Genomic DNA, 11964 nt, shown 5'->3' on the forward strand with positions numbered 1-11964 from the left:
CGCCGCCTTGAAGGTGAGCGCCACGCCGTTGTTGCAATAGCGCTTGCCGCTGGGCCTGGGGCCGTCGTTGAACACATGGCCCTGGTGGCCATCGCAGCGCACGCAGTGGTATTCGGTGCGCGGGAAGAGCGCCTTGTAGTCGGTCTTGGTGCCCAGCGCCCCGGCCAGCGGCGTGTGAAAGCTCGGCCAGCCGGTGCCGCTCTCGTACTTGGTGTCGGACGAGAACAGCGGCAGGTCGCAGCCCGCGCAGTGGTAGCGGCCTTTGCGCTTTTCGGCGTTGAGCGGGCTGCTGCCCGGGCGCTCGGTGCCTTCTTCGCGCAACACGTCGAACTGGGCGGGCGTCAGGCGCTTTTTCCACTCGGCCTCACTCAGCTTCCAGGGGTCGGTGGCGGCCACGGCGGTGGCCACGGGGGCAGCAGCCTGGGAGCCCAGGCCCAGCAATGCGAGCAGTTTCATGGTCTGGCGGCGGGTGAAGGTGGACGGATGGTTCATGGACGTGAGTCGAACACAGCCCGCATTCCTTACACGGTCCCACGGGTACTCGGCGCAATGGCCGGGCTTCAGAGAGGCTTGAGCACGAAGCCGATCACCAGGCCGGTGTCGGTCACCGTGATCGGGCCGGGCTGCATGCCCAGCGCATCGGCCATGCGCAGGTCTTGCGGCTGCAGGCGGTGCAGCACCACCTCGCGCAGCGATTGTTCGGCCAGCGCGGGGGCGTAGGTGTTGAGCAAGGCCACCACGCCAGGCTGCAGCGAGGGAAACCGCAGGCGGTCGATGCGCAACTGGTGCGCGCGCAGCGTGCGGTCGCTCGCTTCATAGCGCAGTGCGAAGTCCACGTCGAAACTGCCCTGGTGGCTGCGGTTGAGTGCCGGGCCGGCGGCGTCCACCACCATGGCCGCGCGCAGCCGGTTCTGCGCGGGCAGCAGGCTCAGCGCGGGTGTCTGCACGTCCAGGTTCAGCAGGCCCTGCACCGGGTAGCGCAGGGGAAAACGCTCGGCCACCGAGCGCTGCAGCACATCCACAGACACCCGGTGGCCCGGGGGGGTGTCGGGGGTGTCAGGTGGCTGGGCCCATGCCCGCTGGCCGAGCGCTGTGGAGGAGGCTGCAGTGAGGAAGAGTCGACGGCGCATAGGCGGGGTGAGACTCCGGCGCACGCCGCGCGTTCAGCGCAATGGGTCTCTATTTGTAGAACACCTCGACCCGGCCCTTGAGCTGGATCAGCAATGGCTGGCCCTTGCGGTCCAGCGTCTTGCCCGAAGGCACCTTCACCCAGCCCTCGCTGATGCAGTACTCGGACACGTCGAAACGCTCCTTGTCGTTGAAGCGGATGCCGATGTCGTGCTCGAACACGGCGGCCACATGGTGCGGGCTGCGGGCGTCGATGGAAAGCCGGTCGGGCAGGGTGGGGCGGTTGTTGGGGGTTGGCGTTTGATCGGTCATGGCGAGATTGTCGACCAGATCACGGATTGCCCGTCCAGCGGCCTCGCACCGCTGCAGTGGCTCGCCAAAATGCCGATACTCACAGACCATGAAACTACAACACAAGGCCTGGGCCTTGGTCCTCCTGGCCGTTGCCGTGTGTGCAGGCGGTGCCTTGGTGGGCGCTCGCTACATTGTTCAGGACTCATTCTCCCGGCTGGAGACGGAGCACGCGCAGCGAGAAGGCGAACGCGCCAAGCGGGTGCTCAACCAGCAGGTGCAAGGTTTGAGTGCCACCACCCAGGATTACGCTTACTGGGAGGATGCGGTGGAGTTCGTCCTGGGACAGCGGCCGGATTTCCTGGTGGACAACTTCGGGACCGACAACATGGGGTCCCTGGGCATCACAGGTGTGTTGGTGACGGACGGTCAGGGTCGCGTGCTCGCCACGGTCAAACGTGAGTACGAAAACACCCTCTCCAGGCTGAGCGACGAGCGCATCGCGCCCTTGCGGGAACTCGCCACGCGGGTTCTGGCCGAGACGGATCCCAAGGCGGTGCTGCAGACGCTGCGGGTGGAGGAGGGGATGCTGGAGATCGTGATCGCTGCAGCCATCCGCCAGCCCGACCTGCGGGACGGGGCCGCGCAGGGCGTGATGCTCATGGTGCGCCGCTTTGACCAGGCCGAGTTGGACCGCCTGGCCGACGTGTTGATGATGCCGGCGCGCCTGTCGTTCGACGCACCTGCGCACGAAGGCGATCCGTTTCATGTGGAGCGGGTCAACACCCAGCTCGACGATCTGCACGTGGTGCTGCAGGACCGCGACGGCCGCCAGGTCGCCGAGCTGATCCTGGGGCTGGACCGGCGGCTTCGGGAGCAAGGTGAGGCCTTGAACTGGCAAGGCATGATGGTGGTCGCCCTGACCTCGGTGATGGCCAGCGTGCTGCTGGTGCTGATCCTGGACCGCTTTTTGCTCAAGCGGCTCCAGCGCCTTTGCAGCGACATCGACGTCATCACGCAGCTGGGTCCCACGGCAGCCCCACCGGTGCAGGTGCAGGGCAATGACGAGATCAGCTCCCTGGCGCGCGGTGTCAACCAGCTGCTGCTGCGGGTGCAATCGGACGCAACGCAGCAACGGCAGTCGTTCGAGCGCCAGGAGAACATCCAGGCGCAACTGATGCAAAGCCAGAAATCCGAAGCCCTCGGTCGGCTGGCCGGCGGCATTGCGCACGACATCAACAACTCGCTGGCGGCCGTGACCGGGTGGGTGCGACTCACCATGGAAGACCTGGAAGAAAAGCACCCCGGCCACGAGTCGCTGGGGCAGGCGCTGAAGGCCACGAAGTACGCCGACGGCCTGATCCGCCAGTTGCTCGCTTTTGGCCGCAAGACCGCGCCCAAGCTGCAGCGCATGCACTTGCGAACCCTGGTTGAAGACACCCGCCGCCTGGTCAGCGCGGGCCTCACCCGCGAGTGCGAGATCGTCGCCATCCATCGCGTGGACCAGGACCTTGTCGAGGGCGACCCCACGCAACTCCAGCAGGTGCTGGTGAATTTGTTGATCAACGCTGCCGACGCCCTGCAGGGCAAGGGGCGCATCGAGATCACCATCGACGACCTCGTGCTGCCGGTCGCTGACTGCAGGGATTTGCCTGCCGACATGGCCAGGTTGGCTTCCGGGCGCTTTCTCTCGATCGAGGTGCGTGACTTTGGACCCGGCATGCCACCAGAAGTGGCCGATCGTGTCTTCGAGCCCTTTTTCACCACCAAGAGTGTGGGGCGCGGTACCGGACTCGGCCTCTCGGTGGCCCAGGGCATCACCGCCCACCACGGCGGGCACATCGGTCTGACCAGCGTGCTGGGCGAGGGCACCCGTTTCTGTCTGTACCTGCCGGCCTTCGAAGACGATGCGACGGAGCGTGCGCCGGCGCCGCCTTCAACGGCGGGCCCACACCGGCGCGAACTGCTGTTTGTCGATGACGACCAGCTGGTCCGCCAGTCGTGGAGCGCCTTGCTGGAGCGAAGGGGCTGGAGCGTGACGCGTGCGCGCGACGGTGAAGAGGCGTGGAGCTACCTGGTGCAGTCGGGCCAGCGTTGGGACGTGGTGCTCACCGACCTGTCGATGCCCCGGCTCGACGGCGTGGGCCTGGGGCAGCGCATCCGCTCGATGGACCAACCGCCGCCGGTCGTGTTGTTGAGCGGCGATCTGGACATGGCCGACAGCGAGCAGTTGAAGGTGTTGTTTGCAGCCGTGCTGAGCAAGCCGGTGGAAGCCAGCGATCTCGATGCACTGCTCAACCAGGTCGTGAGCCAGGCCGCCCGCCCGCCCGCCGGGGCTTGAGCGCCAGACGCTTCCCCGCGAAGCCTTGCGTCAGTCCTCCAGCACCCGCACCTTCACGCTCTTGCCCTTGATGCGCCCGTCGTTCAAGCGGCTGGCCACCTGCTGCGCGATGTTGCGGTCCACCGCCACGTAGGTGGACCACTCGTTCACGTTGATCTTGCCCACCTGCTCGCGGGTGTAGCCCAGGTCGGCGGTGAGCGCGCCCAGCACGTCGCCGGGGCGGATCTTTTCCTTGCGCCCGCCCTGGATGTGCAGCGTGACCATGGGCGGCACCAGCGGGCCTTTGCCGGTGGGCACGAGTTCGCTCAGGGGATGCCACTTCGATTCGCGCCCCTGCAGCTGCTCGATCTTGCCTACGCTGCCCATCTCGTCCATGCTGACCAGGTTGAGTGCCAGGCCGCTTTCGCCCGCGCGGCCGGTGCGGCCGATGCGGTGGATGTGCACCTCAGCGTCCGGCGTCACGTCCACGTTGATCACGGCGGCCAGGCTGGTGATGTCCAGGCCGCGCGCGGCCACATCGGTGGCCACCAGCACCGAGCAGCTGCGGTTGGCAAAGCGCACCAGCACCTGGTCGCGCTCGCGCTGCTCCAGCTCACCAAACAGCGCCAGCGCGCTGATGCCCTGCGCCTGCAGCACGGCCACCAGATCGCGGCACTGTGCCTTGGTGTTGCAGAACGCCAGCGTGCTGGCCGGGCGAAAGTGCGCGAGCAGTTGGCTCACCGCGTCCAGGCGCTCGGTGTCCTTCACTTCGTACCAGCGCTGCTCGATCTGTGCGCCCGCGTGCTGCGCCTCCACCTTCACGGTGACCGGCTCGCGCATGAACTGCGCGCTCAGCTTGGCAATGCCTTCGGGGTAGGTGGCGGAGAACAGCAGGGTCTGGCGCGTCTTGGGGCATTGCTTCGCCACGGTCACGATGTCGTCGAAGAAGCCCATGTCGAGCATGCGGTCGGCTTCGTCCAGCACCAGGGTGTTGAGCGCGTCCAGCGGCAGGCTGCCGCGCTCCAGGTGGTCCATGATGCGACCGGGTGTGCCCACCACGATGTGCGCGCCGTGCTCCAGCGTGGCCAGCTGGCCGCGCAACGGCACACCGCCACACAGCGTGACGACCTTGATGTTGTCCTCGGCGCGCGCGAGACGCCGGATCTCGGTGGTCACCTGGTCGGCCAGCTCGCGCGTGGGGCACAGCACCAGGGTTTGCACCGCGAAGCGGCGGGCGTTGAGGTTGGCCAGCAGGGTGAGGGCGAAGGCGGCGGTCTTGCCGCTGCCGGTCTTGGCCTGGGCAATGATGTCCTTGCCCAGCAAAGCCGGCGGCAGTGCTGCCGCCTGGATGGGGGTCATCTCCAGGTGGCCGAGCTGTTCCAGGTTGGCCAGCGTGGCGGGGGAGAGGGGGAGGGTGCTGAAAGCGGTCGGGGGTGCGGAAGTCATCCCCGATTATCGGGGCTCAGGCCTGGTGCATCGCGGCCAGCTCGGCGTCGCTGAACCCCGCCGCCCGTCGCGCGGGTTCGTTGAACGGCGGCTTCAGCCGCGGTGCCGAATGTTCACGCGCCAGGCGGCGGTAGTGCGACAGTGGCTCGATGCTTTGTTGCGCGCACAGCCAGCCGTACCAGCGGTTGCCCACGGCCACGTGGCCGATCTCGTCGTGCAGGATCACGTCGAGGATTTCCACCGCCCGCAAGGCCGCCGGTGTGCCCACCTTGCGCAGGCGCGCCTGCATGGGTGGCGTGGCGTCGAGGCCGCGGGCTTCCATGGTGCGGGGCACCAGCGCCATGCGCGCGGTCGCGTCGTGCTGGGTGCGGATGCACATTTCCCACAGGCTGTTGTGCGCCGCGAAGTCGCCGTAATCGTGGCCCAGGCTTTGCAGGTGCGCACGCAGCAGGCCGAAATGGATGGCTTCCTCGTGCGCCACCTTGAGCCAGTCGGTGTAATAGTCGGCCGGCATGTCGGGGAAACGCCAGACGGCGTCCAGGGCCAAGTTGATCGCGTTGAATTCGATGTGCGCCACCGCGTGCAGCAGCATCGACAAGCCGTCTGGGGTGAAGGGGGATCGCTGAGGCACGTCGACGGGTGCAATCAATGCCGGCCGCATCGGTCGCCCGGGCAGGGGCGTGGCGGGGTCGGGTGTCAGGCGCTCGGCCGTGTCCAGCCGGGTGCGGCCCGCCTGCATCGCTTCAAACAGGGTCTGGGTGATGGTCACCTTGCAGGCCGGTTCGCTGGCGCACAGCGCGCGCAAGGCCTCCGCGCGCAGTGAAACGGAGGGCGGGCGTGACAGGTCGGCGGTGGCTTGCATCCCTACAATTCTAGAAAGCATCCCCAAACCCCTCACAGGAGACAACCTTCATGGCCCTCTACGAACTCGACGGCATGGCCCCACGCGTGGCCTCATCGGCCTGGGTGGCCGACAACGCCCAGGTCATCGGCAACGTGGTGCTGGGGGAGGACAGCAGCGTGTGGTTCGGTGTGACGGTGCGCGGCGACACCGAGACCATCACGGTCGGGCGCGGCAGCAACATCCAGGACGGCAGCGTGTTGCACGCCGACGTGGGCCAGCCACTGACCATCGGTGAGAACGTGACGGTGGGTCACCAGGTGATGCTGCACGGCTGCACCATCGGCGACGGCTCGCTCATCGGCATCGGCGCGGTGGTGCTCAACGGTGCGAAGATCGGCAAACACTGCCTGGTGGGCGCGGGAGCGCTGGTGACCGAGGGCAAGGAGTTTCCCGAGGGCAGCATGATCCTGGGCAGCCCCGCGCGCGTGACCAAAACCCTCACACCCGAGCAGATCGACGGCCTGCGCATGAGCGCGAAGCACTACACCGACAACGCCGAGCGTTTTCGCAAGACCTTGAAAAAGGTTGGCTGAACCCGATCTGCCACGATTGCGTTTTACGAACGATCCCTGAAAGCCCCGCTTGTCCGAACTCCACAAATTCGTCTTTGAAGGCCTGCCGGTGCGCGGCATGCTCGTGCGCCTGACCGACGCCTGGCAGGAAATCCTGCAACGCCACAAGGACGGTGGCGGTTACCCCACGGCCGTGACCGAGCTCCTGGGCGAGATGACGGCCGCCGCCACGCTGATGCAGGCCAACATCAAGTTCAACGGCGCGCTCATCATGCAGATCATGGGCGACGGGCCGGTGAAACTGGCCGTGGCCGAGGTCCAGCCGGACCTGAGCCTGCGCGCCACCGCGACCGTGATCGGTGAGGTGGCGCAAGATGCGCCGCTCTCGCACATGGTCAACGTGACCAACCAGGGCCGCTGCGCCATCACGCTCGACCCCAAGGACCGCTTGCCCGGTCAGGCACCGTACCAGGGCGTGGTGCCGCTGTATGGCGACCAGCGCGAGAAGCTGGAAAAACTCAGCGAGGTGATCGAGCACTACATGCTGCAAAGCGAGCAGCTCGACACGCGCCTGGTGCTCGCGGCCAACGAACACGTGGCCGCCGGCCTGTTGATCCAGCGCCTGCCGATGCAGGGCAGTGGCAACCTGGCGGGCCAGTCGGGTGCCCGCGACGAAGACCAGATCGGCCTGAACGAGGACTACAACCGCATCGCCATTCTGGCGGCCAGCCTCCAGCGCGAGGAGTTGCTCACGCTGGATGCCGACACGATCCTGCGCCGTCTGTTCTGGGAAGAAGACGTGCGCCGCTTCGAGCCCCTGGCGGGCGAGAACGGCCCTCGGTTCGCCTGCACCTGTTCGCGCGAGCGTGTGAGCAACATGCTGCGCAGCCTGGGCCGCGACGAGATCGAATCGATCCTGAGCGAGCAGGGTCAGGTGGAAGTGGGTTGCGAGTTTTGCGGCGCGCAGTACCGGTTCGATCCGGTGGATGCGGCGCAGGTTTTCCTGCAGCCGGAGATCCAGCTGCCTGGCAGCGACCAGAAGCACTGACCGCCCCCTGCAGCGCCGACCGTCTCGCCGTTCGCCCTGAGCTTGTCGAAGGGCTCGCCAACACCTGTGCAAGGGCTTCGACAGGCTCAGCCCGAACGGAGGCTTCTAGCGTGAACGGGAATTCACCAGCCCGCTGAAGAGGCGCCGTTCGCAGTCGGGGTCGCTGCAGTTTTCGCAGGTCCAGCGGCCGGTACCGGCTTCCAGCAACGGATCGACCGCCACCAGCGGACGACCCAGCAGCACACCCACGGCTCTCAGCGCGTGCTGCAATCGCGCCTCTGCGGCGCCATAGACGGTCTGGAACGGAACGCCGGCCGCTTGCAGTTCGCGCCGCAGCACAGCGTCGATGTCGGCCCGCATGCCGGGGCCTTCGCGAAAGAATCCGTCGGCCTGCCAAGGCAGGTCCAGGCCCATGAGCAGGGTGAGATGCAACGGCCGCTGCGCATTCAGTGAGGCAGGCAACAGCGAGCGGTCGTTGAACACGCACTCGCTGTACGCCGCCACCACCAGCGCGGTGGTGTCGGCCACCACCACCTGCACGCCGCTTTGCGCTGCGGCGTTGATCTCTCCAGCTTGCTCGGCGGCAATGGCCGCCTGCTCGTGTGCCAGCGGCGCACGGCCTTTGCGTTCGCACCAGGCGCGCAGGTGCTCCGGCACGAGCGTGGCGCTCACGCCCAAGGCATTGAGTTGATGGGAGAGGGCCAGGCCCAGGGTGGTCTTGCCGCTGGACTCGCCGCCAAGCAGCGCCACCGTGATGGCCGCCATCCTGTCAGCGCTTGTTTTGCGCGATCTGCACGAAGATTTCGTTGGGCTTGACCATGCCCAGTTCCGCGCGGGCGAGTTCCTCGACCATGTCCAGGCCTTCCTGCAGGTCGCGCACCTCGCTCGCCAACTGGTCGTTGCGCTGCTGGGCATCGCGGTTGGCCAGCTCCTGCGTGGCGAGTTGCTGCTTCATGCTCGCCACCTTGGGCACGCTGCCCCTTCCGAACCACAGCTGCGCATGCAGCACGAGCAGCAGCGCGATCAGCAGGGCAGGGATGAAGCGGTTGGCCATGGACTGGGATTGTTACCGAAGCGACCGGCCGCAGCGCAGGGCCGCCCCAAGCAAGGCCAGCCCCCTTGGGGGGCAGCGACCCGCGAAGCGGCGGAGCGTGGGGGCCATGTTCAGCGCAGGTTGTAAAAGGCAGCGCGACCCGGGTAGACCGCCACTTCGCCCAGGTCTTCCTCGATGCGCAGCAGCTGGTTGTACTTGGCCATGCGGTCCGAGCGCGAGAGCGAGCCGGTCTTGATCTGGCCGGCGTTGGTGCCCACGGCGATGTCGGCGATGGTGCTGTCCTCGGTCTCGCCCGAGCGGTGCGAGATCACGGCGGTGTAGCCGGCGCGCTTGGCCATCTCGATCGCGGCGAAGGTTTCGGTCAGCGTGCCGATCTGGTTGATCTTGATCAGGATCGAGTTGCCGATGCGCTTGTCGATGCCTTCTTTGAGGATCTTGGTGTTGGTCACGAAGAGGTCGTCGCCCACCAGCTGCACCTTGGCGCCCAGGCGCTCGGTCAGCACCTTCCAGCCGTCCCAGTCGCCTTCGGCCATGCCGTCTTCGATGCTGATGATGGGGTACTTGTCGACCCAGGTCGCGAGGATGTTGGTCCAGTCCTCGGCGCTCAGCACCAGACCTTCGGCTTCCAGGTGGTATTTGCCGTCCTTGTAGAACTCGCTGGCGGCGCAGTCCAGGCCCAGGGCAATCTGCTCACCGGCGGTGTAGCCGGCGTTGCTGATGGCTTCCAGGATCATCTGGATCGCGGCTTCGTGGTTGGCCACGTTGGGGGCAAAACCGCCTTCGTCGCCCACGGCAATGCTCATGCCCTTGTCGTGGATGATTTTCTTGAGTGCGTGGAACACCTCGGCGCCCCAGCGCACGGCTTCGCGAAAGCTCGGCGCGCCCACGGGGATGATCATCAGTTCCTGCAGGTCCAGGTTGTTGTTGGCGTGCGCGCCACCGTTGACCACGTTCATCATGGGCACGGGCATCTGCACCGCGCTCATGCCGCCGAAGTAGCGGTAGAGCGGCAGGCCGGCTTCTTCGGCCGCGGCGCGCGCCACGGCCATGGACACGGCCAGCATCGCGTTGGCGCCCAGGCGGCCCTTGTTGTCGGTGCCGTCGAGGTCGATCAGGGTCTTGTCCAGGAAGGCCTGCTCGGAGGCGTCGAGGCCCAGCACGGCTTCGCTGATCTCGGTGTTGATGTGCTCGACGGCCTTGAGCACGCCCTTGCCGAGGTAACGGCTCTTGTCGCCGTCGCGCAGCTCGATGGCTTCGCGCGAGCCGGTGGACGCGCCCGAAGGCACGGCCGCGCGGCCCATCACGCCGCTTTCCAGCAACACGTCGCATTCGACGGTGGGATTGCCGCGGCTGTCCAGGATCTCGCGGCCAACGATGTCAACGATTGCGCTCATGGGGTCATTACCTCTGGGTCAAAAAACAAAAAAGTGAATGGGGTTCAGGCGTTGAAATGGTCTTCGAGAAAACCGTTCTTCTTCGTCACGGCGTCCAGCGCCAGCAGCGTTTCGAGCAGCGCCTTCATGTGCTTGAGCGGCACGGCGTTGGGGCCGTCGCTCATGGCCTTGGCGGGGTCGGGGTGGGTTTCCATGAAGAGGCCGGCCACACCCACGGCCACGGCCGCGCGTGCCAGCACCGGCACCATCTCGCGCTGGCCACCGCTGCTGGTGCCTTGTCCGCCGGGCAACTGCACGCTGTGGGTGGCGTCGAACACGACCGGTGCGCCGGTCTCCCGCATGATGGCCAGCGAACGCATGTCGCTCACGAGGTTGTTGTAGCCGAAGCTCGCGCCGCGCTCGCAAGCCATGAAGTTGTCTTCATTCAGGCCCGCTTCTTTCGCCGCCGCGCGCGCCTTGTCGATCACGTTCTTCATGTCGTGCGGCGCGAGGAACTGGCCCTTCTTGATGTTCACCGGCTTGCCGCTCTGCGCCACGGCGCGGATGAAATCGGTCTGGCGGCACAGGAAGGCCGGTGTCTGCAGCACGTCGCAGACCTTGGCCGCCTCGGCGATGTCGTCTTCGCTGTGCACGTCGGTGAGCACCGGCACGCCCAGTTCGCGCTTGATCTTGGCGAGGATCTCCAGACCCTTCTCACGGCCGGGGCCGCGGTAGGTGGTGCCGCTGCTGCGGTTGGCCTTGTCGAAGCTGCTCTTGAAGATGAAGGGGATGCCCAGGCCGCCGGTGATGTCCTGGAGCTGACCTGCCACGTCCATCTGCAACTGCTCGGACTCGATCACGCAGGGGCCGGCGATCAAAAAGAAGGGCTGGTTCAGTCCGATGTCGAAGCCGCAGAGTTTCATGGTGGGTCTCGATCAGGCGGTGGCTGCAACGGGGGTGGTCTTTGCCTGCTGGGCCAGCGCGGCCTTCACGTAGGCGTTGAACAGCGGGTGCCCGGCCCATGGCGTGGACTTGAACTCGGGGTGGAACTGCACGCCCACGTACCAGGGGTGCACGCTCTGGGGCAACTCCACCATTTCGGTGAGCTGCTCGCGCTGCGTGAGCGCCGAGATCACCAGCCCCGCCTTGCGCAGCTGGTCGAGGTAGTTCACGTTGGCTTCGTAGCGGTGGCGGTGGCGCTCGGTGACCACCGGGCCGTAGATCTGGTGGGCCAGCGTGCCGGGCGCCACGTCGGAGCTTTGTGCGCCCAGGCGCATGGTGCCGCCCAGGTCGGAGTTGGCGTCGCGGTGCTGGATGCTGCCGTCCTTGTCTTTCCACTCGGTGATGAGCGCAATGACGGGGTGCGGCGTGTCGGCCTCGAATTCGGTGCTGTTGGCGTCTTTGAGGCCGGCCACGTGGCGCGCGTATTCGATGGTGGCGACCTGCATGCCCAGGCAGATGCCCAGGTACGGCACCTTGTGCTCCCGGGCGTAGCGGGCCGCGCAGATCTTGCCTTCGATGCCGCGCTTGCCGAAGCCGCCGGGCACGAGGATGGCGTCAAAATGGCCCAGCACCTTGGCCACGTTGGCCGGGCTGATGGTTTCCGAATCGATGTAGTCGATCTGCACCTTGGCGTGGTTTTTCATGCCGGCGTGGCGCAGCGCTTCGTTGAGCGACTTGTAGCTGTCCGACAGGTCGACGTATTTGCCGACCATGGCGATGTGCACCGTGGCTTTGGGGTGTTCGACCTCGTAGACCAGATCGTCCCAGCGCTTGAGGCTGGCCGGTGGCGTGTTCAGGCGCAGCTTGTCGCAGATCAGGCCGTCCAGGCCTTGCTCGTGCAGGATGCGCGGCACCTTGTAGATGGTGTCCACGTCCCACATGGAGA

13 protein-coding genes are annotated in these 11964 nt (G+C 66.5%); 3 read left to right on the top strand and 10 right to left on the bottom strand.

Annotated features, from left to right (window positions below; translation table 11 throughout):
- The 3 genes from msrB to Q1W68_RS06020 form a co-directional block, all read right to left on the bottom strand.
- On the bottom strand, positions 1–492 hold a 492-nt coding region (gene msrB, locus Q1W68_RS06010), incomplete at its 3' end, for a peptide-methionine (R)-S-oxide reductase MsrB (protein ID WP_300715870.1).
- Between the two features lie 68 nt (positions 493–560).
- Positions 561–1130: a DUF1439 domain-containing protein gene (locus Q1W68_RS06015; protein WP_300715871.1), complete on the bottom strand. Its 570-nt coding sequence runs from the start codon at positions 1128–1130 to the stop codon at positions 561–563.
- Positions 1131–1179: 49 nt separating this feature from the next.
- Positions 1180–1440 carry a DUF3297 family protein gene (locus Q1W68_RS06020; RefSeq protein WP_300715872.1) on the bottom strand — a complete coding sequence of 87 codons (261 nt, stop codon included), beginning with the start codon at positions 1438–1440 and terminating at the stop codon, positions 1180–1182.
- Positions 1441–1528: 88 nt separating this feature from the next.
- Between Q1W68_RS06020 and Q1W68_RS06025 the strand changes: the two genes are divergently transcribed.
- Entirely contained in the window at positions 1529–3760 is a 2232-nt protein-coding gene (locus Q1W68_RS06025) for an ATP-binding protein (RefSeq protein WP_300715874.1), read from the top strand.
- Positions 3761–3790: 30 nt separating this feature from the next.
- On the opposite strand, the gene dbpA is transcribed toward Q1W68_RS06025, so the two are convergent.
- Positions 3791–5185: an ATP-dependent RNA helicase DbpA gene (dbpA, locus tag Q1W68_RS06030; RefSeq protein ID WP_300715875.1), complete on the bottom strand. Its 1395-nt coding sequence runs from the start codon at positions 5183–5185 to the stop codon at positions 3791–3793.
- Between the two features lie 16 nt (positions 5186–5201).
- Entirely contained in the window at positions 5202–6047 is an 846-nt protein-coding gene (locus Q1W68_RS06035; protein WP_300648069.1) for a ferritin-like domain-containing protein, read from the bottom strand.
- 50 nt (positions 6048–6097) lie between these two features.
- Between Q1W68_RS06035 and Q1W68_RS06040 the strand changes: the two genes are divergently transcribed.
- Both Q1W68_RS06040 and Q1W68_RS06045 read left to right on the top strand, forming a co-directional pair.
- A complete protein-coding gene (locus Q1W68_RS06040; protein ID WP_300648071.1) occupies positions 6098–6622 on the top strand; it encodes a gamma carbonic anhydrase family protein in 525 nt (174 codons plus the stop codon).
- Positions 6623–6671: 49 nt separating this feature from the next.
- A complete protein-coding gene (locus Q1W68_RS06045; RefSeq protein ID WP_300715876.1) occupies positions 6672–7649 on the top strand; it encodes an Hsp33 family molecular chaperone HslO in 978 nt (325 codons plus the stop codon).
- A gap of 105 nt (positions 7650–7754) precedes the next feature.
- Here Q1W68_RS06045 and Q1W68_RS06050 read toward each other — a convergent pair whose 3' ends face one another.
- From Q1W68_RS06050 to Q1W68_RS06070, 5 genes are all read right to left on the bottom strand, one after another.
- On the bottom strand, positions 7755–8414 hold the full coding sequence (locus Q1W68_RS06050) for an ATP-binding protein (RefSeq protein WP_300715878.1): 660 nt from the start codon (positions 8412–8414) through the stop codon (positions 7755–7757).
- A 4-nt stretch (positions 8415–8418) separates the two neighbouring features.
- Positions 8419–8703 (bottom strand): cell division protein FtsB, encoded by a 285-nt coding sequence (gene ftsB, locus Q1W68_RS06055; RefSeq protein WP_300715879.1) that lies wholly within the window; start codon positions 8701–8703, stop codon positions 8419–8421.
- 110 nt (positions 8704–8813) lie between these two features.
- A complete protein-coding gene (eno, locus tag Q1W68_RS06060) occupies positions 8814–10097 on the bottom strand; it encodes a phosphopyruvate hydratase (RefSeq protein WP_300715880.1) in 1284 nt (427 codons plus the stop codon).
- A gap of 44 nt (positions 10098–10141) precedes the next feature.
- Entirely contained in the window at positions 10142–10999 is an 858-nt protein-coding gene (gene kdsA, locus Q1W68_RS06065; protein ID WP_300648081.1) for a 3-deoxy-8-phosphooctulonate synthase, read from the bottom strand.
- A 12-nt stretch (positions 11000–11011) separates the two neighbouring features.
- On the bottom strand, positions 11012–11964 hold a 953-nt coding region (locus tag Q1W68_RS06070; protein ID WP_300715881.1), incomplete at its 5' end, for a CTP synthase.

Source organism: Hydrogenophaga sp., assembly GCF_030158645.1.
Lineage (GTDB): Bacteria > Pseudomonadota > Gammaproteobacteria > Burkholderiales > Burkholderiaceae_C > Hydrogenophaga.